This is a genomic window from Mesorhizobium sp. WSM4832, assembly GCF_055811115.1.
In genome coordinates, this window is sequence record NZ_JBVVQH010000005.1 from 173629 (window position 1) to 197769 (window position 24141).

General features: G+C 64.1%; 25 protein-coding genes and 1 pseudogene. 12 read left to right on the top strand and 14 right to left on the bottom strand.

Translation table 11 applies throughout. The features are described from left to right. Positions 1-4 precede the first annotated feature (4 nt). Positions 5-883: a helix-turn-helix domain-containing protein gene (locus AC0L2L_RS09400; RefSeq protein ID WP_473577762.1), complete on the bottom strand. Its 879-nt coding sequence runs from the start codon at positions 881-883 to the stop codon at positions 5-7. A gap of 94 nt (positions 884-977) precedes the next feature. On the opposite strand from AC0L2L_RS09400, the gene AC0L2L_RS09405 reads away from it, so the two are divergent. After that, on the top strand, positions 978-2522 hold the full coding sequence (locus tag AC0L2L_RS09405; protein WP_473577979.1) for a 4-hydroxyphenylacetate 3-hydroxylase N-terminal domain-containing protein: 1545 nt from the start codon (positions 978-980) through the stop codon (positions 2520-2522). A gap of 12 nt (positions 2523-2534) precedes the next feature. Further along, positions 2535-3044 carry a flavin reductase gene (locus tag AC0L2L_RS09410; protein ID WP_473577764.1) on the top strand — a complete coding sequence of 170 codons (510 nt, stop codon included), beginning with the start codon at positions 2535-2537 and terminating at the stop codon, positions 3042-3044. 181 nt (positions 3045-3225) lie between these two features. On the opposite strand, the gene hpaR is transcribed toward AC0L2L_RS09410, so the two are convergent. Continuing rightward, positions 3226-3630 carry a homoprotocatechuate degradation operon regulator HpaR gene (gene hpaR / locus AC0L2L_RS09415; RefSeq protein ID WP_473577765.1) on the bottom strand — a complete coding sequence of 135 codons (405 nt, stop codon included), beginning with the start codon at positions 3628-3630 and terminating at the stop codon, positions 3226-3228. Between the two features lie 234 nt (positions 3631-3864). On the opposite strand from hpaR, the pseudogene AC0L2L_RS09420 reads away from it, so the two are divergent. From AC0L2L_RS09420 to hpaH, 5 genes and pseudogenes are all read left to right on the top strand, one after another. Continuing rightward, positions 3865-4218 (top strand): annotated as a pseudogene (locus tag AC0L2L_RS09420) (5-carboxymethyl-2-hydroxymuconate isomerase); the annotation flags it as partial. A gap of 72 nt (positions 4219-4290) precedes the next feature. Further along, positions 4291-5808 carry a 5-carboxymethyl-2-hydroxymuconate semialdehyde dehydrogenase gene (hpaE, locus tag AC0L2L_RS09425; RefSeq protein ID WP_473577981.1) on the top strand — a complete coding sequence of 506 codons (1518 nt, stop codon included), beginning with the start codon at positions 4291-4293 and terminating at the stop codon, positions 5806-5808. Between the two features lie 12 nt (positions 5809-5820). After that, the gene (hpaD, locus tag AC0L2L_RS09430; protein WP_473577767.1) at positions 5821-6801 is read left to right on the top strand and encodes a 3,4-dihydroxyphenylacetate 2,3-dioxygenase; all 981 of its coding nucleotides are present in this window, start codon (positions 5821-5823) and stop codon (positions 6799-6801) included. Between the two features lie 238 nt (positions 6802-7039). Further along, positions 7040-7915: a fumarylacetoacetate hydrolase family protein gene (locus AC0L2L_RS09435; protein ID WP_473577769.1), complete on the top strand. Its 876-nt coding sequence runs from the start codon at positions 7040-7042 to the stop codon at positions 7913-7915. Next, positions 7912-8715: a 2-oxo-hept-4-ene-1,7-dioate hydratase gene (gene hpaH, locus AC0L2L_RS09440; RefSeq protein ID WP_473577771.1), complete on the top strand. Its 804-nt coding sequence runs from the start codon at positions 7912-7914 to the stop codon at positions 8713-8715. Before AC0L2L_RS09435 ends, hpaH begins: the two co-directional genes overlap by 4 nt. Positions 8716-8933: 218 nt before the next feature. On the opposite strand, the gene AC0L2L_RS09445 is transcribed toward hpaH, so the two are convergent. From AC0L2L_RS09445 to AC0L2L_RS09480, 8 genes are all read right to left on the bottom strand, one after another. Continuing rightward, complete coding sequence (locus AC0L2L_RS09445; protein ID WP_473577772.1) at positions 8934-9953, bottom strand: isopenicillin N synthase family dioxygenase; 1020 nt, start codon at positions 9951-9953, stop codon at positions 8934-8936. Between the two features lie 226 nt (positions 9954-10179). Continuing rightward, positions 10180-10836 (bottom strand): methionine ABC transporter permease, encoded by a 657-nt coding sequence (locus tag AC0L2L_RS09450; protein ID WP_473577774.1) that lies wholly within the window; start codon positions 10834-10836, stop codon positions 10180-10182. Next, on the bottom strand, positions 10817-11908 hold the full coding sequence (locus tag AC0L2L_RS09455; RefSeq protein ID WP_473577776.1) for a methionine ABC transporter ATP-binding protein: 1092 nt from the start codon (positions 11906-11908) through the stop codon (positions 10817-10819). The genes AC0L2L_RS09450 and AC0L2L_RS09455 overlap by 20 nt, the downstream gene beginning before the upstream one ends. 83 nt (positions 11909-11991) lie before the next feature. Next, a complete protein-coding gene (locus tag AC0L2L_RS09460; RefSeq protein ID WP_473577778.1) occupies positions 11992-12843 on the bottom strand; it encodes a MetQ/NlpA family lipoprotein in 852 nt (283 codons plus the stop codon). Positions 12844-13054: 211 nt separating this feature from the next. After that, positions 13055-13852: a cysteate racemase gene (gene cuyB, locus AC0L2L_RS09465; RefSeq protein WP_473577780.1), complete on the bottom strand. Its 798-nt coding sequence runs from the start codon at positions 13850-13852 to the stop codon at positions 13055-13057. Continuing rightward, complete coding sequence (locus tag AC0L2L_RS09470; protein WP_473577782.1) at positions 13849-15213, bottom strand: dicarboxylate/amino acid:cation symporter; 1365 nt, start codon at positions 15211-15213, stop codon at positions 13849-13851. Before AC0L2L_RS09470 ends, cuyB begins: the two co-directional genes overlap by 4 nt. A gap of 2 nt (positions 15214-15215) precedes the next feature. After that, positions 15216-16046, bottom strand: a complete 831-nt coding sequence (locus AC0L2L_RS09475) for a substrate-binding periplasmic protein (RefSeq protein WP_473577784.1) — start codon at positions 16044-16046, stop codon at positions 15216-15218. A gap of 210 nt (positions 16047-16256) precedes the next feature. Then, entirely contained in the window at positions 16257-16946 is a 690-nt protein-coding gene (locus AC0L2L_RS09480) for an SDR family NAD(P)-dependent oxidoreductase (protein WP_473577787.1), read from the bottom strand. A gap of 228 nt (positions 16947-17174) precedes the next feature. Between AC0L2L_RS09480 and AC0L2L_RS09485 the strand changes: the two genes are divergently transcribed. Next, positions 17175-18290, top strand: coding sequence for an anhydro-N-acetylmuramic acid kinase (locus tag AC0L2L_RS09485; protein ID WP_473577788.1), 1116 nt, complete (start codon positions 17175-17177; stop codon positions 18288-18290). Here the strand turns inward: AC0L2L_RS09485 and AC0L2L_RS09490 are convergent. Further along, entirely contained in the window at positions 18287-18709 is a 423-nt protein-coding gene (locus tag AC0L2L_RS09490; protein WP_473577789.1) for a GNAT family N-acetyltransferase, read from the bottom strand. The genes AC0L2L_RS09485 and AC0L2L_RS09490 overlap by 4 nt on opposite strands. 156 nt (positions 18710-18865) lie before the next feature. Between AC0L2L_RS09490 and AC0L2L_RS09495 the strand changes: the two genes are divergently transcribed. The 3 genes from AC0L2L_RS09495 to AC0L2L_RS09505 all read left to right on the top strand — a co-directional run bounded on the left by AC0L2L_RS09495 (position 18866) and on the right by AC0L2L_RS09505 (position 21018). Then, on the top strand, positions 18866-19405 hold the full coding sequence (locus AC0L2L_RS09495; RefSeq protein WP_473577791.1) for a dihydrofolate reductase family protein: 540 nt from the start codon (positions 18866-18868) through the stop codon (positions 19403-19405). Between the two features lie 123 nt (positions 19406-19528). Further along, entirely contained in the window at positions 19529-19948 is a 420-nt protein-coding gene (locus AC0L2L_RS09500; protein WP_473577792.1) for a GFA family protein, read from the top strand. A 152-nt stretch (positions 19949-20100) separates the two neighbouring features. Beyond that, on the top strand, positions 20101-21018 hold the full coding sequence (locus AC0L2L_RS09505) for a sigma-70 family RNA polymerase sigma factor (protein WP_473577794.1): 918 nt from the start codon (positions 20101-20103) through the stop codon (positions 21016-21018). A 13-nt stretch (positions 21019-21031) separates the two neighbouring features. Here the strand turns inward: AC0L2L_RS09505 and AC0L2L_RS09510 are convergent, their stop codons facing one another. Further along, the gene (locus tag AC0L2L_RS09510; protein ID WP_473577796.1) at positions 21032-22210 is read right to left on the bottom strand and encodes an MFS transporter; all 1179 of its coding nucleotides are present in this window, start codon (positions 22208-22210) and stop codon (positions 21032-21034) included. Positions 22211-22258: 48 nt separating this feature from the next. On the opposite strand from AC0L2L_RS09510, the gene AC0L2L_RS09515 reads away from it, so the two are divergent. Then, on the top strand, positions 22259-22798 hold the full coding sequence (locus tag AC0L2L_RS09515; RefSeq protein WP_027164424.1) for an Lrp/AsnC family transcriptional regulator: 540 nt from the start codon (positions 22259-22261) through the stop codon (positions 22796-22798). On the opposite strand, the gene AC0L2L_RS09520 is transcribed toward AC0L2L_RS09515, so the two are convergent. Both AC0L2L_RS09520 and AC0L2L_RS09525 read right to left on the bottom strand, forming a co-directional pair. Further along, positions 22795-23298 carry a hypothetical protein gene (locus AC0L2L_RS09520; RefSeq protein WP_473577798.1) on the bottom strand — a complete coding sequence of 168 codons (504 nt, stop codon included), beginning with the start codon at positions 23296-23298 and terminating at the stop codon, positions 22795-22797. The two genes, AC0L2L_RS09515 and AC0L2L_RS09520, sit on opposite strands and share 4 nt — an antisense overlap. Positions 23299-23310: 12 nt before the next feature. After that, entirely contained in the window at positions 23311-24138 is an 828-nt protein-coding gene (locus AC0L2L_RS09525) for a class I SAM-dependent methyltransferase (RefSeq protein WP_473577800.1), read from the bottom strand. Between the last annotated feature and the right edge of the window lie 3 nt (positions 24139-24141).

The following is a 24141-nucleotide window of genomic DNA, read 5'->3' on the forward strand; positions in this document are numbered from 1 at the left end:
AGCCCTACGCCCTACTGCCTACTGCCAGCCGCTCTTTCCGCCACGCTGCCGGCGCCACGCCAACGGCGTCACGAAAGAAGCGGGAGAAGTAAGCTGGATCGTTGAAGCCGGTTTCGTAGGCGATATCCTCGACCGTGCGGATGGTGAACAGCAGCAGGCGCTTGGCCTCGACCAGGCGCCTTTCGCCGATCGCCTGGCGCACGCCGGAACCCAGCGCCTGGTGCGCCGCCTTGTCGAGCAGGTGCCTGGTGGTGCCGAGTTCCTCGGCGTAGCGCTCGACCGGCCAGTCGTCGCGAAAATGGCGGTCGATCAGGCGCTTCAGCCGCCCTCCCAGTGCCACCGTCGCCGGCACCGTCACCGCATGCGATTGCGCGTCGAGCCGAGCGATGTGCGACAATGCCACCGCGACCAACGGCGGCAGGATCTTTTCCGCGCCGGCCTGGGCCTCGGCATATTCGGCCTGGATCATTCCAATTGTCTCGCCAAGTCTCTGCCAAAGCGCCGTCTCGCCCCGCCCGGTGACGAAGACGGGCTGGTCGAGCGGCAGGGCTGAGTGCTCGGCGATGATCCCAAGCGCCAAGTCCGCGACCGAAACGACGATGGCGTCGGTGCCCGGCTCGATGTCGAATCCGTGCACCACGCCGCTCGGCATGAAGCTCACGGTCGGTGCCGAAAAACTCCATGTCCTATCCTCGATCCGGTAGATGCCCTGCCCGCTCGTCCAGAATGTGATCTGCGCCATTTGCGGATGCTTGTGCGCCATAACCTGGCCGCGATGCACTGAGGCGCGGGCCTGCACGGTCTCAACATGCAGGAAACCGACGTCGAGCGCTCGCGCCGGCTCGCCGTAGACAAAGAATTCCGGGATGGCGGTCTGGCTCATGGAATTCCGGAAAAAGTCCAAGCGGTTTTATCCTTTCGTCCATAAACCATTGCGACGCGTCCGGCTACTCTCCAATCATCAAGGGAGGATCATGATGCGATCGGAAGATTTCCGGGCCGACAAGTCGAGGCCGTTCACCGGCACCGAATATCTGGCGAGCCTGCGCGACGGGCGCGAGGTCTATATCAATGGCGAGCGGGTGGCCGACGTCACCAGCCATCCGGCGATGCGCAATTCGGCGCGGTCGCTGGCGCGCCTTTACGATGCGCTGCACGATCCCAACCAGCAGCCGGTGCTGACCTCGCCCACAGACACGGGGTCCGGCGGCTACACGCACAAATATTTTCGCGTCGCCCATTCTCCTGCCGAGCTTGCCGCGCAGCAAAGCGCGATCGCGCACTGGGCGCGCATGACCTATGGCTGGATGGGCCGCACCGCCGACTACAAGGCGGCGCTGATGAACACGCTCGGCGCCAACGCCGAATGGTACGGCCCATTCAAGGACAATGCCCGCGCCTGGCACAAACGCGCCCAGGAAGCAGTCCTGTTCATGAACCATGCCATCGTCAATCCGCCGATCGACCGCCACAAGCCGGCCGAGCAGGTCAAGGACGTGTTCGTGCACATCACCAAGGAGAACGATGCCGGCATCTGGGTGTCGGGCGCCAAGGTGGTGGCGACGTCATCGGCGCTCACCCACTACAATTTCCTGGCGCAGAGCTCCGCGACGGTCACCGAGGATCCGTCGTTGTCGGTGATGTTCATCGTGCCGATGAATGCGCCCGGCATAAAGATGTTCTGCCGCGTCTCCTATGAGCAGACTGCAAACACCGTCGGCCATCCCTTCGACTATCCGCTGTCGTCGCGCTTCGACGAGAACGACGCGATCCTGGTGCTCGACAACGTCTTCATCCCCTGGGAGGACGTTCTTGTGCTGCGCGACGCGCAAAAAATCCTATCCTTCCATCCGGCGTCCGGCTTCATGCATGGCTATTGCTTCCAGGGCTGCACCCGCTTTGCCGTGAAACTGGACTTCCTCGCCGGGCTGCTCGCCAAGGCGCTGCGCGCAACCGGCGGCGACGCCTTCCGCGGCAACCAGGCGGCACTCGGCGAGGTGATTGCGCTGCGCCACATGTTCTGGAGCTTTTCCAACGCGATGGCGCACAATCCCATTCCGTGGGCCAACGGCGCGGTGCTGCCCAATCTCGAAGCCGCGCTTGCCTACCGGACCTTCATGTCGGAAGCCTATCCGCGCGTCATCGACACGGTACGCCGGGTGGTCGCCTCCGGGCTGATCTACTTGCCGTCCTCCGCGAAGGATTTCGATAATCCCGAGATCAACAAGTACCTTGCGCAATATGTGCGCGGCTCAAACGACATGGGCCATGTCGAGCGCATCAAGATCATGAAGCTGTTGTGGGACGCGACCGGCACCGAATTCGGCGGCCGCCATGCGCTCTACGAGCTCAACTATGCCGGCGCGCCGGAAGAGGTGCGGCTGCAGGTGCTGAAAGGCGCCGAACGCGGCGGCCGGCTGAAGCAGATGGAGGAGCTCGTCGACCAATGCATGGCCGACTACGACGAAAAGGGCTGGACCGGAGACACCTGGCTGCCGCCACTTTCGACCCAGGCCAACTGACGGAGGCCGGCGATGGAGACGCAAGTCGCGAGGCTGGAATTCCGCGAAGCCATGGCGCGGGTCTGCGCGCCAGTCAACATCGTCACCACGGATGGTCCAGCGGGGCGCGGCGGCTTCACCGCGACCGCCATGTGCAGCGTTTCCGACGATCCGCCGACGCTGCTTGTGTGCATGAACGAACGCTCGGCGCAGACTGGCATGTTCCTCGAGAACCAACGCTTCTGCGTCAACGTGCTGACCCAATCGCATATGCATCTGGCGGCAAAGTTCGCAGGCGCGATCCGCGACATGGCCGAGCGCTACAATGCCGCGCGCTGGCAGACCATGCCATCGGGCATGCCGGCGCTGCTCGACGCCATCGTCAGCTTCGATTGCGAGATCGGCGAGGTGAACAGGGTCGGCACGCATAATGTGATGTTCGGCCGCGTCGTCGACATCCGCCACGGCAGCGACGAGGCGGCGCTGCTCTATGTCGGGCGAAACTACATGCAGCCTAGCGCGCTGGGCAGCTTTGGAGGGTGAGCGCGACTTCGCTTCTCCCCTTGTGGGAGAAGGTGGATCGGCGCGCAGCGCCGAGACGGATGAGGGGTGTTGGAAGGAACGAGGCGATGACGATTTCACACGTGTCGCCAAGCTGGAACACCCCTCATCCGACCGAGCTTCGCTCGGCCACCTTCTCCCACAAGGGGAGAAGGGAAAGCGCTCAACTCTCAGTCGACTCCGACTGGATCAGGCTCTCCAGCATGTCGAGCAAACGCTCATGCTCTTCGGCGCCATACCGCTTCTCGATCGCCTCGTAAATGGCGGTGCGCTCGGGCGAAAGCTCCTCGATCAGCGCCAGGCCGGCCGGGCTGATGGCGAGCAGCGCGCGGCGTCCGTCGTCCTTGACCTTGTTGCGGGTGATGAACTCCCGCTCCTCCATCGCCTTGATGATGCGGGTGAGGCTCGGCGGCAGGATCGAGGCGCGGTTGGCGAGCTCGGTTGCCTCCAGCGGCCCGGCTTCGGCGAGAACGCGCAGCACGCGCCACTGCTGCTCGGTGATGTCGTGCCGGGCAAGCATCGGCCGGAAATGCGCCATGATCACCTCGCGGGCGCGAAGCAGGGCCATGGGCAAGGAGCGGCGGGTGCTGGGCGGTAGCAAAGTCAGGTCTCCGAAAAATCCAATCCAGTACGACTCGCGGCAAATGTTAAGGCTATATCCGCGATTTTGCCGAGAGCGGCAATCCCACCCCGGAAGCTGCATCCGCATAGAGAACGACGCTTGACATTCGGCCGTCAAGATGTAATTCACATGTTAATTACAAAAGACCGGCGACGCCGGCGGAGGAAACCCTTGCCGCATATGGCGATCGAATATTCGGCGAATCTCGACGCGAAGGTCGACATGACCGAGCTTTGCGCGCTGGTCTCACGCACCATCCTCGAAACAGGGCTGTTCGAACCGGGCGCGGTGAGGGTGCGGGCCTTTCGCGCCGAAGCCTATGCGATCGCGGACCGGCTGCCTGAGAACGGCTTCATCGACATGAATTTCCGCATCGGCAAGGGTCGCGGCGCGCAAGAGAAGAAAAGCGCCGGCGAGGCGATCTTCGCGGCGGTCACCGAGCATCTTTCGCCGCTGTTCGCCACGCCGCATTTCGCGCTGTCGCTGGAGATCCGCGAAATCGACGCCGAGCTGAGCTGGAAGAAGAACGCCATCCATCCGCGCCTGCGGGCAAGTGAGCATCGCGGCAAGGAACGGGGCGCGGCAAGCAATCAACAGGAAGAACCCATGGCGGCACTGGACGACAATCTGAGAAAAGCCGAAGCCTATCTCGAACGCTTCCGGAAGGATGGCGTCCTCAACCAGATCGGCGGCGAAGCGGTGCCTTCCGCGGACGGCTCGACCTTCGAAACGCTTTCGCCCGTCGACCTCAAGCCGATAGCAGCCATTGCGCGCGGCAAGGCCGTCGACATCGACCGCGCCGCCAAGGCGGCGAAGGCCGCCTTCAAGGACTGGGCCGCGATCTCCGGGGACGCGCGCAAGAAGCTGCTGCACAAAATAGCCGACGCCATCGTGGCGCGCGCTGAGGAGATCGCCTTCGTCGAATGCACGGACACCGGCCAGTCGCTGAAGTTCATGGCCAAGGCGGCGCTGCGCGGCGCCGAGAATTTCCGTTTCTACGCCGACCGCGCGCCGGAAGCCCGCGACGGCCGCTCGCTGAGGGCGCCGAACCAGGTCAACATGACGACGCGTGTGCCGATCGGCCCGGTCGGCGTGATCACGCCGTGGAACACGCCCTTCATGCTGTCGACCTGGAAGATAGCGCCGGCGCTCGCCGCCGGCTGCACCATCGTCCACAAGCCGGCGGAGCTGTCGCCGCTGACCGCCCGGTTGCTGGTCGAGATCGCCGAGGAAGCGGGCCTGCCCAAGGGCGTGTGGAACCTGGTCAACGGCTTTGGCGAGGATGCCGGCCGCGCGCTGACCGAACATCCGGATATCAAGGCGATCGGCTTCGTCGGCGAAAGCCGCACCGGCTCGATGATCATGCGCCAGGGCGCTGAAACGCTGAAGCGCGTGCATTTCGAGCTCGGCGGCAAGAACCCGGTGATCGTCTTTGCCGACGCCGATCTGGAGCGCGCGGCCGATGCCGCCGTCTTCATGATCTATTCGCTGAACGGCGAGCGCTGCACCTCGTCGTCGCGCCTGCTGGTCGAGGCTTCCGTGCACGACAAGTTCACCGATCTGGTGGCGGAGAAAGCCAGGCGCATCAGGATCGGCCATCCGCTCGATCCCGAGACCGTGGTCGGCCCGCTGATCCATCCGGTGCATGAGGAGAAGGTGCTGTCCTATATCGAGATCGGCAAATCGGAAGGCGCGGTGGTTGCCGCCGGCGGCGGCAAGTTCGCCGGCCCGGGCGGTGGCTGCTATGTCAGCCCGACGCTGTTCGTCGGCGCCACCAACAAGATGCGCATTGCGCAGGAGGAGATTTTCGGTCCGGTTCTCACCGCCATTCCGTTCAAGGACGAAGCCGAGGCACTGGCGCTGGCCAACGACACGCAATACGGGCTCACCGGGTATCTGTGGACCTCCGACGTCACCCGCGCCTTGCGCTTCACCGACGCGCTCGACGCCGGCATGATCTGGGTGAACTCAGAGAATGTGCGGCATTTGCCGACGCCGTTCGGCGGGGTGAAAAGCTCGGGCATCGGCCGCGACGGCGGCGACTGGTCGTTCGACTTCTACATGGAAACCAAGAACATCGCGTTCGCCACGGCGCCGCATTCGATCCAGAAGCTCGGCGGCTGAGCGGAGACACAAATGGCCCTGCCCCAACCCAACCTGTACCCCGCCTTCAACATCGTGCGGCTCAGCCATGTCGAGCTGGCTGTGACGGATTTGGCGAAATCCCGCGCGTTCTATGTCGATACGCTGGGCCTTCAGGTGACCGACGAGACCAGTGGCGCCATCTACCTGCGCGCCATGGAAGAGCGCGGCCACCACTGCATCGTGCTGCGCAAGGCGACGACACCAGAAGCGCGCGACCTCGGCTTCAAGGTTTTTTCAGATGAGGACCTCGACAAGGCCGAGCATTTCTTCAAAGGCAAAGGCCTGCCGGTGGAATGGGTCGAACGGCCCTACCAGTCGCGCACCTTCCGCACCCGAGACCCGCACGGCATCCCGCTCGAATTCTATTCCAGGATGGAGCGGCTGGCGCCGATCCACCAGAAATACGCACTTTACAAAGGTGTGAAGCCGCTGCGCATCGACCATTTCAACTGCTTCTCGCCCAACGTCGATGAATCGGTGGACTTCTACAACGCGCTGGGCTTCCGTGTGACCGAGTATACCGAGGATGCCGAGACGGGAAGGCTCTGGGCGGCCTGGATGCACCGCAAGGGCGGCGTGCACGACATCGCGCTCACCAACGGCCTAGGCCCGCGTCTGCACCACGTCGCCTTCTGGGTGCCGACGCCGCTCAACATCATCGACCTGCTCGACCTGATGGCGACCACCGGCTATGTCGGCAACATCGAGCGCGGGCCTGGACGGCACGGCATCTCCAACGCCTTCTTCCTCTACATCCGCGATCCCGACAACCATCGCATCGAGATCTATTGCTCGGACTACCAGACGGTCGACCCCGATCTCGAGCCGATCAAGTGGGATCTGAAAGACCCGCAGCGCCAGACGCTGTGGGGCGCGCCGGCGCCACGAAGCTGGTTCGAAGAAGGCAGCGTGTTTGCGGGTGTTGAGCCGCGAAAGTCGGATCTGGCGGCCTCGCCGATCGTGGCGCCTTGACGGGCTGTTGGGAGATGTTCGCGTTCCGTCACCCCCCTCTCTGTCCTGCCGGACATCTCCCCCTCAAGGGGGGAGATCAGATGTCACGCCGACTTTCGCCAACTTTCAACGTTGCAAGACAAGCGCCGACTGCGCGGCCAGCCAATCTCCCCCCTCGTGGGGGAGATGTCCGGCGGGACAGAGGGGGGCGCCGTAGAACTCGACGTTTCCGGTTGGCCAATAGAACCGGAATGTCAGCATGAGCGCGAGACGCCTCGCCAACTTCACCGTCGGCGGCAAGACGCGCTACGGCGCGATCACCGATAAAGGCGTCGTCGACCTTTCCGCGCGACACGGAGAATGGCCAACGCTGCGCGAAGCGATCGAGGCAGGGGCGCTCAACAAACTTGCAGAGGAGGCCGATAGCCTCGCGGCCGACTTCCGGATCGAGGACATTGCCTACGAGATCCCCGTCCCCTCACCGGAAAAGATCATCTGTGTCGGCGTCAACTATCCGGACCGCAACGAGGAGTACAAGGACGGGCAGGCAGCGCCCTCGAACCCGTCGCTGTTCATCCGCTTTCCGCGCTCCTTCGTCGGCCATGGCGCGCCCCTGGTGCGGCCGCCGGAATCGCCGCAGCTCGATTATGAGGGCGAAATCGTCATCGTCATCGGCAAGGCTGGCCGCCGCATCGCGGAAGCCGATGCGCTCGGCCATGTCGCTGCGTTGTCACTCTGCAACGAAGGCACGATCCGCGACTGGGTGCGCCACGCCAAGTTCAACGTCACCCAGGGCAAGAATTTCGACCGCACCGGTTCCATCGGTCCCTGGCTGGTGCCGTTCACCGACGAGGCACAGATCGCCGACATAGCGCTGACTACGCGCGTCAATGGCGAGGTGCGCCAGCAGGATCGCACCGGCCGCATGATCTTTTCCTTCCGCAAGATCATCAACTACATCTCGACCTTCACCACGCTAGTGCCGGGCGACGTCATCGTCACTGGAACACCGACCGGCGCCGGCGCGCGGTTCGATCCACCGATCTGGCTGAAGCCGGGCGATGTGATCGAGGTCGAGGCAGAGGGCATCGGGCTGCTCCGCAACGGCGTCGTCGACGAAGGAACCGGCCGATGATGACGGAGATGGAAGTCGAGGACGCCGCCCGCAGGCTGTTCGAAGCCGAACGCGACCGCCGCCAGATCAGGCTGCTCAGCCTCGATTTTCCCAACGCGACCATGGACGATGCCTACCGCGTGCAGGCCGCACTTGTGAAGCGGAAGGCCGCATCGGGCCTCGCGATCAAGGGATGGAAGATCGGCCTGACCTCGAAGGCGATGCAATCGGCGCTGAGCATCGACATCCCGGATTCCGGCATCCTGTTCGACGACATGTTCTTCGAGGATGGCAGCACGGTGCCGGCCGATCGTTTCATTCAGCCGCGCATCGAGGCCGAGATCGCCTTCGTCATGAAAGCGCCGCTCGCCGGCCCCGACGTGTCGATCGACGACGTGCTCGACACCACCGACCATATCGCGCCGGCGCTGGAGATTCTCGACACCCGCATCGAGCGCGTCAACAAGGAGACCGGCAGGATACGGACCTTCTTCGACACGATCTCGGACAATGCCGCCAATGCCGGCATCGTCGTCGGCGGACGCAAGACCGGCCCGCGCGAGGCGGATCTGCGCTGGATCGGCGCCATCGTGTCGCGCAACGGCGAGGTTGAGGAGACGGGACTTGGCGCCGGCGTGCTCGATCATCCGGCCAGGGGCATCGTCTGGCTCGCCAACCGGCTGCATCAATACGGCATGCGGATCGAAGCCGGACAGGTCGTGCTGTCGGGCTCCTTCATCCGGCCGGTCGAATGCCGGCATGGCGACCAGATCGTCTCGGATTTTGGCCCATTTGGTGCGATCCGCATCGCTTTCGCTTAGAGCGTTTCACCGTTTCACGGAAGAAAAAGGCCGGGACGCGAAAGCGGCCCGGCCAAGAATGAAGGTCATAACCTTCAGAGGGGAACATCGCCCGGCGCAATGGGAGGAAAACACCGGGCGACACGCTTTATTTGGGGCTTCGGCGGTATATTTTCCACGAACGAAATTCCAAAAAAGATCGAAAATGCGGAAAATCTCGCTCCAAGACATTGCAATTATCATCCTGCTGCCGATGCTTTTTCCAACAAATCCGCATAGTGCCGCCGCGCCACATCGGGATGCGACCTCAGCCGGCTTTTCAGTACATTGGTTCCGACATTGCGGAACAGCGGATTGTCAGGGTCGCTCGCCGGGCCGCGGGCCTCGGCGGCCAGTTCCTCGGGCAGGTCGAGCAACGGGATCGTCGCGTCGAGGCGGGCACTGAAGAAGAAGGGTACCGAAATCCGCGCGACGCCGACCGGAGGCGTGACGACGCGGTGCACGGTTGCCCTGAGATAGCCGTTCGAGGCGAGTTCGAGCAATTCGCCGATGTTGACGACGAGCGTTCGCGGAATCGGGTCGACATCGACCCAGCTGCCGTCATATTCAACCTGCAGGCCCTTGTTCTCGTCCTGCAGCAGAAGCGTGAGGAAGCCGCCATCCTTGTGCGCGCCGACGCCCTGGTCGTCGCCGGTCGTGTCTCGGCCAGGATAGCGCACGATCTTCATGCGGTGGTTCGGCTCGCCGCGATAGATCGGATCGAAGGCGTCCTCCGGCTGATCGAGCGACAGCGCGAAAGCCTTGAGCAGCCGGATCGCCACGTCGGTCGCCTTGGCCTGCCAGGCAAGCAACGCGGGCTTGAGATCGGGAAGTGCGGCGGGCCACTGGTTCGGGCCCTGCAGCCGCGTCCAGGCCGGCACGCCTGGCCCTTGCGAAATCGTCGTGCGTTCGACGCCGATGTCGAGTTGCTCGCGCCAGTCGGCCTTGCCTCTGGTCAGTTCACCGCCGGCGCGTGTATAGCCACGGAACTGCGGCGACTTCACCATCTCGATGGCGAGCTTATCCGCTTCTGGCAAAGCGAAGAAGCGGCGCGCCGCGTCGAGCACCGCATCGATCTCGGGCTGGGTGATGCCGTGGCCGCTGAGATAGAAGAAGCCGACATCGCGGGCAGCGGTGCGCAGGTCAAACAAGAAAGTCCGCAGTTCCGACGCGCCCTGCTCAAGGCGATCGAGATCGAGCACCGGGATTATTCTGGGCATTGACAGGCTCCTCTTGGCGGCAACTCTTTGTTTTTCGCAATTCCGGACGGAAAACCGCTGCGCACTTTTCCTGGAATTGCTTTAGCGACCCCTCCGCACGATGACATGCGCGTCATTGCGGGTGAAGGAACGCACCGACCAATCTCATTGCAAACGGAGCAAGCCGCCGCTCAATTCCCGGCTTTTGCGGCAAATTGCGTTCGATGCGGCCGCCGCTTGCCGCGAGTCATCCGCGATGGTCCAGCCGCGCGACCAGCCGGTCGCCGATCCACTGGATGCCGCAGACCAGCACGATCAGCACGACGACCACGGCGACCATGACGCTGGTCTCGAAGCGCTGGTAGCCGTAGCGGATGGCGAGGTCGCCGAGCCCGCCGGCGCCGATGGCGCCGGCCATGGCCGAGGCGCCGACCAGCGTCACCAGCGTCACCGTGAAACCGGCGACAATGCCCGGCAACGCCTCCGGCACCAGCACCTCGCGGATGATCGTCCAGCGATTGCCGCCCATGGCGCGCGCCGCCTCGATCAGCCCGTGGTCCACCTCGCGCAGCGAGACCTCGGCAATGCGGGCATAGTAGGGCGTCGCTGCGATCGACAGTGGAACGATCGCCGCCCAGGTGCCGATCGAGGTACCGACGATCAGCCGCGTCACCGGGATGAGCGCGACCAGCAGGATGATGAAAGGAACGGAGCGGAAGCCGTTGATGATGGCGCCGAGTATGCGATTGACCCAAAGGCTTTCAGCGATGCCGCCGCGATCGGTGGCGACCAAGGCAAGGCCGAGCGGCAAGCCGAAGACCAGCGAGATGAGGCCGGACGCGCCGGTCATCAGCACCGTCTCCCAGATCGAGCGAAGCAGGAGTTCAAACAGAACCGCCGACATGGCCAAGCACCTCCGTCCGCGCGCCGTGGTCTTTCAGGAAAGCGATAACCGCGGCCAGATGCAGGGCGTCAGATCCCGGGATCGCCACGAACAGCGTGCCGACGGGCTGCTGCTGCACGTGGTCGATGCCGCCATGCACAAGTCGGAACGGGCCCGGCACGCTGGCGCTTAGTTCCGACAGCAGCGGGCGGCGCGCCGCCTCGCCGGCGACATCGATTCTCAAAATCGTTTCCGCGCCTTCGCCCGGGACCAGCCGGCTGGCGACCTCGGGCGGCAGTTGCGGCCGGATGCCGCCGAGCAGGCTGCGCGTGATTTCCGATTTCGGATTGGCAAAAACCTGCCATACGGCGCCCTCCTCGACGATCCGGCCGGCGTCGATCACCGCCACGCGATCGGCGATGGAACGGATGACTTCCATCTCATGCGTGATGAGCAGGATGGTGAGGCCGAGCCGGGCATTGATGTCCTTGAGCAGCGCCAGGATCGAGCGCGTCGTCTCCGGATCGAGCGCCGAGGTCGCCTCGTCGGACAAAAGCAGCGCTGGTCGCGCGGCGAGCGCCCGGGCGATGCCGACGCGCTGCTTCTGCCCGCCCGACAGCGACGCCGGATAGGCCTTGGCCTTCTCCGACAGGCCGACAAGCTGGAGCAATTCCGCCGCGCGCGCCAGGCGTTCGGCGCGCGGTAGGCCTTCGATCTTGAGCGGCAGCGCGACATTGTTCTCGACGATCTTGGCCGACAAGAGATTGAAGTGCTGGAAGACCATGCCGATGCGCCTGCGTAGCGGCTGCAAGTCACGTTCGCCCAGCCGGCTGATCTCGCGGCCCTCGATGAGGACCTCGCCGGAATCCGGCCGTTCCAGGCCGTTCAGGCAACGGATCAGCGTCGACTTGCCGGCGCCGCTGCGGCCGATGATGCCGAGGATTTCGCCCTTGCGCACGGTAAGCGAAACACCGTCGAGCGCCGCCGTCGCGCCGAAGCGGCGCTTCAGGTCGACGAGGCGGACAACGTCATCGGGCCCGGCCGGCTGGATGCGGATCGGATCGGCGAGTTCGGCCGCGACATGCTGGTTCATCTCTGTTTCCGTTTCAGTGCCGCGCAAATACGACAGCGGCCCGCTCAACAGCGGACCGCCCATTTCTGCCAGCCACGCGCCGATCAATAGGCGCTGACCCCGGTGCCCTTGTAGACCTTGTCGAACTCGGCCTTCACCGTGTCGTTCTGATAGGCGGCGACCAGCGTCTTCACCCAGGGCTCGTTCTCAGCCCCGGCCTTGACGGCGATGAAGTTGCGGTAGGGATTGTCGGCCACCGGCTCCTGCGCGATGCGGTTTTCCGGACCGAGGCCGCTTTTCAGCGCCCAGTCGGTGTTGACGACGGCCGCGTCGAGATCGTCGACCGAGCGGCCGACGATGCCGGCGTCGAGTTCCTTGATCTCGAGCTTCTTCGGGTTGTCGGCAATGTCGGCGGTCGTCGCCAGGATGCCGGTGCCGTCCTTCAGCTTGATCAGGCCTTCATGCTCCAGCACGTGCAGCGCGCGGCCTTCGTTGGAGGGATCGTTCGGCAGGCCGATGACGGCGCCTTCCGGCAGGTCCGCGACCTTCGTATGCTTCTTCGAATAGAGGCCGATCGGCCAGACGCCGGTATAGCCGACCGGCACGATGTGATAGCCTTGCGTCTTGATCTGGTTGTCGAGATAGGGCTTGTGCTGGAAGGCATTGGCGTCGATCTCGCCGCGCTCCAGCGCCTCGTTGGGCTGGGTGTAATCGTTGAAGACGACGGTCTCGATCGTCAGGCCTTTCTTGGCCGCCTCGGCGGTGACGACGCGCCAGACATCCTCATCCTCGCCGCTGATGATGCCGACCTTGATCGCCTTCTTGTCCTCGGCGAAGGACGGCGATGGAGCGGTGAGGCCGATGACGGCAAATGTCGCGGCGAGAAGCGCGGCAAATCCGGCGCGCCTGGTGACCGACGTAACGAGAGAATTTGAAGCGTTGCCGCGTTCGGACATAATGCGTTCCTTGCGATCCTGAAAGTCATTTCGGCCTGGCGGAATGCGAAGCCTTGGTCTCAGCATCACCAATGCTGCCTCATTGGGCAAAGAAGAGCTTTTCCTCTCGAGGGGACTGCGGAAAATATTCTCTCAAAGATTTTATCACTTGGAGCACGCCAGCCGCGGGAGAGCGGATATCGACGAGGTGGGGCGACGGAAGCGCGAGCGCCTACGAAGCCCGCCGGGCGACTCGCAAGGGCAGTCGACCGTCTCCCTGCAGCGACGAGACGGTCGGCAGGCCTCGCGCTTCCTGCACAGGATAGCCCAACCGTTGCAGGCTGGCCCGCGCCAGCGCCGCGTTGCTGTCGATGACGACCAGCCCGTTCGTATCGCCGAGGCTGGCTGCCACGACCGAAAGTTCGGTACATCCGAGAAGGGCGGCATCGGCGCCGGCTGCTTGCGCGATATCTAGCGCGCGCTCCGTCTCGATCGCCGCATCGGCGATCGAACCGGCCTTGACGAGGTTGATCGCGCTGTCGACGCGCTCCTGGAATTCCGCATCCGCCGGAACGCAGAGCTCGAACCCCGCCGCCGAAATCCTGTCCTGATAGAAGCCAGAGGCCAGCGTGCCCCGGGTGGCGAGATTCGCCACGCCGCCCCGGTCCAGGCTGCGGCGGATTTCCGCCACCACCGCATCGCCGATATGGATGATCTCGGCTAACGAGTTCGCCGCCAGCTTGTCGTACCAATGGTGGGCGGTGTTGCAGGGCATGGCGATGCAGGCAACGCCGAGCGCGTTGAGCGTCGAGACCGCGGCCGTCAGTGGCGCCAGCGGCCCGTCATGACCGGCCAGGATCGCTTCGGTCCTGTCGGGCAGTTGCGGCACGCTGAGGATGACGGCTGGCACATGCTCGTTGTCGCGAAGCGCCTCCGTCATCCGGGTCAGCTTGAAATAGAAGTCGGCCGATGCCAGCGGCCCGAGACCACCAATGATGCCTAGCTGGGGGCGGATGCCGTCGTCGATCATCGGGCGGGCTCGGCCTCGAGCTCCTCCGACAGTGTTTCATCAGACTGCGTCGCCTCCCTGTGGCTGGGCGCGATCATTGCGGTGCTGGCGGCGACGGTGCAGACGCTGGACAGCGTCATGAACGTATCGACAGCCGCATCCACCGCCACGAACAGGGCGAACGCCGCCTCGAAGGGAAGCTTCAGGTAACCGCACACGATGGACATCTGGGACAGGATGAGCAGGCTGCCCATGCCGCCCGTGGTGAGCGCCAGAAGCGCGGAGACGATGCCGACAAGCAGGAGGTCAGGGATCGCCAGCGGATGGCCGTAGAGCTGGGCGATGAACAGCACGCCCGAGGTGTAGACCAGCGCCGGCCCTGTTCGCAGCAGTGCCGCCTGCAACGGCACGAGCAGCTCGACGACCACCAGGTTAAACCTCAGCCGCTCGCTCAACAGGTTGATGACCCACGGCAGCGACGCGACCGAGGAGCGCGTGGTGATGGCCACCATCAGCAGCGGTTGGCAGGTCTTGATCGTAGCCCAGTAGCTTCGCCGCGACCTGATCGCGATAATGGCGAAGGCGCCGGCGAGGAATGTCAGGCAGGAGAGACCCATCACCAGCAGGTAGCCGCCCATCAGCATCAACGGCTTGGTGCCGGTCGACGCGGTCTGGTCCGCGATCAGGATGAAGGTTGCGAAGGGCAGTCCCCAGATGAACCAGTTGGTCAACACCGTGCAGGCCCTGTAGACCGCGTTGAGCGCCTGGGACAGGCTCAGTGACGAGGGCTGGGGGATCCTGCCCATCGCCAGCCCGAAAAGCAGGCAGAACAGCAGGACCTGGATGGTCTGGCCCGAGGCAAGCGCGTTGAAGACATTGTTCGGCACCAGGTCCAGGAAGATCGAATGCGCGCCGTTTGGGTCGGCGGTCGGCAGCGGTGGCTGGAACGGAAATGCAAGGTCGGTGGATACGCTGCCCTGGGAATTGATGAACTCGCCGAGCTCGATGCGCGACTGCGGGTTCTCGATCTGGCCGGGCTTGAGGATCAGCGAATATGTGCCGCTGACCAGCACGGCGACGAACGACACGACCAGCACGGCTATGCCCACCTTGCCGAGATAACGGACCGATTTCGGATCCTGGACCATCGTGGTGATCGAGAAGATGACGGACGAGACCAGGTAGGGCAGGACGACCATCTTGAGAAAATTCAGATAGACCTGCGCGACGGGGCTGATCGCATGGGCGAAGGCCGGGTAATAGAGGCCGCACAGGATGCCGGCCAGGATCATGATGATCGTCGTCGCCGGCGAGCGCAGGATGCGCTTCGCCGCCAGGCGCCAATCGAAGAGCATGGGTGCGGCTACATCCGAGACGGCCATTGTCAGGCTTTGCTCCCCTGGCGATAGCGCGCGATGATCTCGTCGGTGTTGAGGACCTGCTGGCCCCTTGCCAGATCGAGATAGAGGTCGACAAAAGCCGCCAGATGCGGATTGTCCGGACTGATGCCGATCGCGATCGTGTCGACCTTGTCCGTCAGGGTAATCGAGCGCGCGACGACCGTCATCGACGGATCGTCGACCATCAGCTTCTTGATCTCGAAATCATCGCGATAGGCGAGATCAATCGTGCCGCTGCGGATCGCGTCGATAACCGTATTCCAGCCCGCGAAGCGCTGGATCTTGGCATGCGGGAACGTGGCGGCCGCATAGGTGGCGAAGGACGAGCCTTCGATCACGCCGAGATCGCCTGAGAAATCGCGGACGACCTGTTCCGGCGGCTTGCCCTGTGTAATGCGCGCCAGGTTGAGACGGTTTGCGAGCAACCCTTGGTGCAGCATGGCGTAGGGCCGGGAATAGAGGATCGAGCGACCGCGCTGGAGGGTCCGGCTGAGCTTGCCGATCGCCAGATCCGCCTGACCGGACGTGAGCTGTTGCACCATGGCGTCGAAGGTTACCGCGGACCGGTCGAACACCGGTTCGACGCCAAGCTCCGCGGCTATGCCGCGCCCCAGGTCCATGTCGATGCCACCGTCCGCGGATCCGTCGGCCGGGAAGAACGGATCGGAAGCGAAGGCCGGCATTGCGATGCGCAGCTTATTGTCGCCCACGATAGGTTTTGGGGCGTCCTGCGCCTGCCCTGGCGTGATCGCCGCCTGTGCGACCAGCAGCCCTCCGCCTCCGGCTGCAAACAGCGTACGACGTGTAAGCAGCATGCGCATTCTCAATTCCTGCAGGAGCGCCGGACAACAATTCTGACAGATGCGCAGTATACATGCCGAAGTTAAGCAAAGGTGTCTTTTGCTTTGTGCTTTTTTACATAGTAGATCGCCAAAACGGCGCCAGGGAATATGCATCCTTTCTAAAACAACAAAAAGCGCCGCGGCGGCGCGTTGCTGTTCGATCCGGGCAGTCGCCGTGGATGGTCAGAACGTCTCGACCCAGGGCCTGAGCTCAACCTCGAAGCTCCAGGCGCTGCGATGCTGGCGATGCACGGCGAGGTAGGTGTCGGCAATTGCGTCGGGCGAGAGGCGGCGATCCGGACGGTCCGTGTCGGCCACCTGTCCTGCCGGCTCGATCTGGCCGTCGATGATGAAATGCGCAACGTGGATGTTCTTCGGGAAAAGCTCGCGCGCCATCGATTGCGCCAGCCCGCGCAGGCCAAATTTCGGCATGGCGAAACCGGCCGAACCGGAAAAGCCCTTGAGGCTTGCCGTGGCGCCGGTGAACAGGATCGAGCCGGAACCGCGCTCAGCAAGCCGGCGCGCCGCCTGCTGGCCGACCAGGAAGCCGCCATAGGCGCCGACAAGCAGGGCCTGCCTGACCGCCTCGGGATCGAGATCGGCGATCGGGCCGCGCGTGCGGCCGCTGGCGTTGAAGACGGCAATTTCGAGTTGGCCTACCTTGTCGGCCGCCTCGAACAGCCGCTCGACGGAGGCCGTGTCCGACACGTCGGTTTCCACGGCTAACGCGCCTGTTTCCTTCACCAGCGCAGCTAATTTGTCGACATTACGCGCGGCAAGGACGACGCGGAAACCTTCCTTGCCGAGAAGCCGGGCCAATGAAGCGCTGAGCCCCTGCCCTGCGCCTGCGATCACCGCAACGTTGGCTGCCATGTGCTGTCCTCCTTGCGAAAATCCATCCGGGCAGTCTGCCCGCCGGTGTTCTTTGTCCGCAGCCTCGCGCCTTCTTCGCCGCGAGGCAAGAACGGCGTTGCTCCGTTTTCACCATTCGACGCAAAAAGCCGTCGGTCCCTGCGGCGGCCGGGATGGGTGTAGCGAGACACTTGCCTGGCGAGCCGATCCGTCCGACACGTGATTTGAACAGCGATTCGAGGAACGACCATGGAACCAATCTGGGCCGTCGGCCTGATGACCGGCACGGTGCTCGACGGCAACATCGACGTGGCGCTGATCAAGACGGATGGCGAGCGCGTCGCCGACACCGGCACCTATATCTTGGCCCCCTACCCACGATCGATCCGCACCCTGCTCGAAGAGACGTTGCGCCAGGCGCGCGCCTGGAACTTCGAAGGGCCGGAACCGGCGATCTTCCGCGAGGCCGAGGAAGCGCTGACGCGCGCGCAGTCGGCGGCGGTCAGGGATCTGGTCGCGAGCCAGAAAATGAGCATGGCCGATATCGGCGTCGTCGGCTTTCACGGCCAGACCGTGCTGCATCGCGCTCCGCAGCCGGGACGGATCGGTCGCACGCGCCAGCTCGGCGACGGCGAGCTGATGGCCTCGCTGCTCGGCACCAGGGTCGCCTACGACTTTCGATCGGCCGATGTCGCGGCCGGCGGGCAAGGCGCGCCTCTGGCTGCTGCCTACCATGCGGCGCTGCTCAAGGAGGCGGACGCCAGCGGCGACACCGCCGTGCTCAATCTCGGCGGCGTCGGCAACATCACCTGGTGGGACGGCAAAGACAATATCGTCGCCTTCGACACCGGGCCGGCCAATGCGCCGGTCAACGATTTCATCAAGTCGAAAGGCCTCGGCGAGATGGACCGCGACGGCAGACTGGCTGCCGCCGGCAAGGTCGACGAGGAACGGCTCGCCAGGCTGCTGCAGCACCCGTATCTGACCAAACCCTATCCGAAGTCGCTCGACCGCTTCGACTTCACAGCGGCGATGGCCGAGGGGCTTAGCGCGGAGGACGGCGCAGCGACGCTGACGGCCTTCACCGTCTCCGCCGTCGGCAAGGCGCTCGACCTGTTGCCACGCCGGCCGAAGCGGTTGGCGGTCAGCGGCGGCGGCCGCCACAACCCGACGATGATGGCGATGCTCGAAAGCCGCGCTGGCGTCGAGGTCGTGCAGGCCGAAACGCTCGGCTGGAAGGGCGACGCGGTAGAAGCGGAGTGTTTTGCTTTCCTCGCCGCGCGCGTGCTGCGCGGCCTGCCGATCAGTTTTCCAAGCACCACCGGCGCGCCTGAGCCGATGCGCGGCGGAAAGCTGGCGGGTTAAGGCAGTTTCTTCTGCAGGAAGATGCGGCTGCGGCCGATGGGAAAGTCCGGCAATTTGCCGAACGGCTTGTAGCCCTGGCGCTGATAGACCTTCTCGGCGATCGGATTGAAGGTATCGATCCAGGCGCCGTGGCAGCCGCGCGCGATGGCTTCCTGTTCGGCAGCGTCGAGCATGCCGGCGGCGATGCGCCGGCCGCGCAGCTTTTCGTCGACCCACAGCCACTGCACGTAAAGCCAGCCCCAGGCGGTGTAGCCGGAAATGCCGGCGACGACGACGCCATGCTCGTCGCGTACAAAGACCGCCAGCGGCGTCCGGCCTGACCCGCCGACATCGGCATCGTTGAAGGCGGTGAGGCTCCCGCTCAGGAAAGCGAGGTCCTGCGGCAGGGGCTCGGCCATGACTTCAAGGGTCGTCTTCATCGCGCTTCAGCTCCGGCCTATACCGCGCCAAGGCATATCGAAGGACCCAAGGTGTCGGCAAGCCAACTCGGTCCTTGGAAAAATTTCCCGCGCCACGTATCCCGGAGCGCAGCTCAAACGTCCTAGCTGCGTCGTCCACGCAGCAGGAGAATTGTGATGAGAAAATTGATTGTCGGCAGCTTCGTTTCGCTCGACGGGGTTATCGAGGCGCCGATGAACTGGGCGTCGCCTTTCTTTGTCGGAGATGCGCTGGAACATTCCTACGCGAAGGCCGGCGAAGCGGAGTTCTTCCTGCTCGGGCGTGTGACCTACGAGCTGTTTTCCAGCCGATGGCCGCAGATCCAGGGCAAGTATATGGACCGCATGAACGGGCTGAAGAAGCTGGTCGCGTCGCGAACCCTGAAAGAGGTCGGCTGGAACGCCTCACTGATCGAAGGCGACGTCGCGGAGGGCCTCGCCGCGATAAAGGCGCAAGGCGGCGGCGATATACTGAAATACGGCATCAGCCAGCTCGACCAGACCCTGCTCGCCGGCGGGCTGGTCGACGAGTATCAACTGTCGATCCTGCCGATTCGGGTCGGCCACGGAAAGCGCGCGTTCCAGGATGTCGATCCGTCCCTGGTCAGGTTGGAGCTGATAGACACGCGCCGCTTCGAAAGCGGCGCCGTGACGCTGACCTATCGCGTGCTGAAATGACCCCGGCGCGCAATGAAATCGACCATGCCACATAATCACCGGCACGTATCCTTTTCTCGCTGCCATGCGTCTTGGAGTCGGCCGGCGTTCGTGCCGGTCGGCCAGCACGGAGACGATGGAGCTATGCTGAAGACCTACGCAGGAAGCTGCCATTGCGGCAAAGTTCGGTTCGAGGCCGATATCGACCTCGGCCAGGGAACGGTCAAATGCAATTGCTCGACATGCACCAAGACGCGCTCCTGGGTGGGGTTCGTCGGTCCTCGGCACTACCGCCTCATGTCCGGCACCGAAGCGCAGACCAAATATCAATGGACCCCGCCCGGCAGGGAGGCGCCCAGCATCCAGTATCACTTCTGCGCGACCTGCGGCGTGCGCATGCCGGCGCGCGGCGATATCCCGTCGCTTGGCGGCATCGTCTTCGCCATTCCGATAGCGGCTCTCGACGGCATCGATCCAGAAGAGCTGGCGGCAGCGCCCGTGATGCATGTCGACGGAAGGCATGATCGCTTCGATCGCACTCCCGACGACATCAGGCTGATGTAGGGTGACGGACCTTGCCTTAGAGCTGTTCAGCGTTTGATAGAATGGCTGAACTGCTCTAACTCTTTGTTTTTGCGCAATTCCGGACGGAAAACCGCTGCGCACTTTTCCTGGAATTGCTCTAGCGAGACGCGCATAACGGTGTTCGGGTTGCCATGAGGATACAGCCAACACTTGAGCCAAGCGGCCTCTTCGACATTCGCTATGCCGCATTCCTGGAAACGGTTGCACATTTGCGGGAACGGCTGCACCGCTATTGCACGCGCATGACGGGCTCGCCACTCGATGGCGAGGACGTCATGCAGGAAACGCTGTTCGAGATCTATCGCAAGATCGAGAAGATCGACGATCCGGGCGCTCTTCGTTCCTGGCTGTTTCGCACTGCGCATAACCGCTGCATCGATTTCCTGCGCAACCGGCAAACGCGGCGGCGCGCTGAAACCAATTTCGCGGTCGACGAGATCGTTATGCCGGCCGAACCGGCGGGCCAGGGCGCCGATCGTGCCATTGAACGTCTGGTGATCCACCTGCCGCCGAAGGAGCGGGCTTGCGTCCTGTTGAAGGACGTCTTCGACCATTCGCTGGAAGAGATTGCCGACCTCGTCGGGTCGACGGTCGGCGGCGTCAAGGCCGCGTTGAGCCGCGGCCGCGCCAAACTGGCCGCGCTGCCGTGCCAGCCAGCCGTCCGCTTGGAGCCTTCGCCAGATCCCGAGCTTGCGAGACTGCTCGCGCGCTATGTCGAACTCTTCAACCGCCGTGACTGGGACGGCGTGCGGGCATTGACCAGCGCGGACGCCCAATTGCGGGTTTCGGACTGCTTCAGGGGGCCCCTGTCGGAATCGATCTACTTCGTCGAATACGAAAAGGGCGAGGACAACTGGAAGATGGCGATCGGCGCGGTCGATGGCGAGATCATGCTACTCGTGCTCCACCGAAGCGAAGACGGCTGGAAGCCGGTCTACCCGGTTCGAATCGAAGCAGCCGACGGGACCATCAATCGGATCAGCGACTATTACGCATGCCCGTGGCTGATGAAGGCCGCGCGCGAAGTTGTCGTTACGAGCCCGAACTGACTGCGCAGCCCGATCAGCCAGCCGACCGCCACGCCGCTGCGCTTGCCGCTACCAGCATCAATCCGGCCGCAATCAGTGCGCAGTTGGCGAAGCCCAGGCTCGTATAAAGCGGGCCGAAGCCTGCGGTGCCGACGGTGACGGCGAGATAGGTGACCGCGCTGTTCAGCCCCATGATGGTTCCGCGCCGCGACGGATCGAGCGCGGTGAGGCGCATGACCAGCACGTTCAGCCCGAAATGGTTGGCAAGGCCCCAGACGGCTATCGTTGCAACCAATGCGCCGAAGCCGCCGCTCGCCAGGGCAATCGCGACATAGACGGCGGCGACCAGCAGATAGGCGAAGGGCATGACCCGACGCGCGCCGAGGCGGTCGATGACGCCATCGAGCAAAGCGGCCGCGCCGAAGCCGAGACCATAGGCGACCGCCGCAAGGCCGTTGGCGCTGACCGGTTCGCCGAGAGCTTCGTGGAGATGGTCGCCGAGATAGCCGTAGACGCCGTAGAAGGCGGTCATGAAAGCGCCGCAGGCGATGAGCAGCGGCACGATGCCCGGCACGGCGAGCGCGCCCAACGGGGACGGCGCCGGGCCGCTTTTCCTCGTGTCGTGCAACGAACTCATCGCCAGGCCGGCAACGGCGGTTCCCGCCAGCAGCGCCACGGCGGCGAAGACGGCGCGCCAGTGGATGAGATCGGCAAGCACCGCCGACAGCGAAACGCCGGCAACCATCGAAAGCGTCCAGCCGGTCAGCACGACGCCGATGGTGCCGCTCTCGCGTCCCGGCGGCGCGATCGCCGCCGAACTGGCATAGATCGCCGGCATGGCGATACCGGCCGCGATGCCGGCAACGAGTTGGGCCGCGACCAGCGCCATTACCGTCGGCGCCAGGGCGCTGGCGACCAGCGCCAAGGCCAGCAACAGCAACGCGCCCTGCAGCATGCGGCGTGCGCCGATCCGATCGATGTAGCGGGCAAGGAAGAGCGCGCTGGCCGACGTGCCGAGGCCAAAGGCGGCGGCAGCCGTCATCACCGCCGGCACGCTGGCTCCGAACGAAGCCGCGACGGCGGGCGCGATCGGACCGAGAACCAGCGAGTTGGAGCCGATGACGGCGATGCAACCCGTCAGCAGGTAGGCGGCGGCCGGGATCGGCGCGCGCGATGCGGCGGTCAGAATTGCTGATTGATCACCATTCGACATATCATCATAATGGCCGAATTGAATTCCGTATCAATGGAGAATTTCCACATGGACGCAGAAACAGATGACATTCAGCGGAACAAGCATCCGACCCGCGAGATCGACCCTGTCGACCGAAAGATATTAGGCGTTCTCGTCGAGGACGCGACCATCAGCTATGCCGAGCTCGGCGAGCGCGTCGGCCTGTCGCCGCCGGCGGCGCATGAGCGGGTCAAGCGGCTCAAGCGGAGCGGCGCGATCCGCGCTACATCTGCCATCATCGATCCGCGAGCGGTGAAGAAGCCGCTGCTCGCCTTCGTGCATATCGACACCAGGGGCTGGGGCAAGACGCCGGAGCTGATGGCGGTATCCAAATATCCGGAGGTCGAAGAGATCCACACGGTCGCCGGCGACACCTGCATGCTGCTCAAGGTGCGCACCGAGGACACGCGCGCGCTCGAAGGCCTCCTGGCCCGTCTCTACGACACGCCCGGCGTCACCTCGACGCGCAGCTATGTCGTGCTGTCGACCTATCTCGAGCGTCCAGTGCAGCCGGAGATTACGAGCGAATGGCCGGCGCCCAAGCACATGGCGACGCCGGTCTATTAGGTTGCCACGGGCTCGCCGAACCCGCGACGTACAAGCAGATAGAACGCCGCGACATGCGTGATCATCAGCAGTGGCACGTAGATGATCGGGATCGCGTAAGTCGCGCCCAACTGGCCGGCATGACCGGGAAGGTCGAGCATGGTGCCGTGATAGTAGTCGCCGATGATGTCGACCACGCCCACCAAGTTGAAAGCGACGACGAGCGGCCAGAAGATCGCGGGCCTCGCCACCGCGAGCAGCGCCAACATGGCGAGCAGACCGGTCGCGAAGTCGCCATAGGCGGCAAAGCTGGCAAAGCCGCCGGGCAGGTCCGGCCCGATGACGCCCGGGACGAGGAAGACGAGCCCGAAGAAGCGGAAGCTGTGCAGCGTGGCAATCGCGCGCTGCGCTTCGATGTTGTCCATCGACTTGAGCCGGGGCCAGATGTAGGCGGCGAAGCAAAGCAGCCACGGCACGTAGCCGAGCACGAGATGGATGTTGAAGATCATCGCTGGTGACATGTTTTGCCTCCGTCAACCCTTGACGGCCACCGCTTCGAACACTGCGGTGAGAACGCTCAAGCGGCCTTGCATCACGTTGCGTCCGAGATTGGTCGTCGGCTCCGCGAAACCCTGTCCCATGACGACGCCAAGGTTGAGCGAAGGCGGGCCGGAGGTGCGGAGCTCCGCGAACCAGGCTCTGGCGGCAGCCGTGTCGTCGCGACGGACCAGCGTGCCGAAGCCGGCGGCTTCGATCGCCTCGCAGGTCGCGTCGGCCGTCAGCAGGAAACTTTCCCCCGGCGACTTCGCCCATGGAACCGGATAGAGCGGATCGCCGCCGTCGAGCACGACGTCGAAGGTCGCAAATTTTCCGCCTGGCTTCAGCACGCGCCTGATCTCGCGGTAGAGCTGCGGCCGATCGGCGATGTTCATCGCCACATGCTGCAAAAGCGCTGCGTCGAACCGGCCATCTTCGAAGGGAAGCGATAAAGCGCTGCCGGTTTCGAACGACACTTTGCCATCCTGCCCGGTTCGCCCGGTCAAATAGCGTGCGGCCTCGACGAAGGGTTCGCTGAGATCGACACCGGTCACCTCGCAGCCATAGGTCGCGGCAAGAAACCGGGCCGGCCCGCCAACGCCCGATCCGACATCGAGCACCGACATATCGGCGGTGATGACGGCCAGATTGGCGAGCTCGGCTGTCGCGGCCAGCCCGCGGGTATGGAATTGGTCGAGCGTAGCCAGTTGCTCGGGCATCAGGCGCTGTCCCTCCGGCCCAAAGACTGCCAGTGCTGTCTTCAGCCGTTCGGTCAGGCCGGTCGCGCGGTAGTGATCGCGCACGCGATCGAGGTCATCGGTCATTGC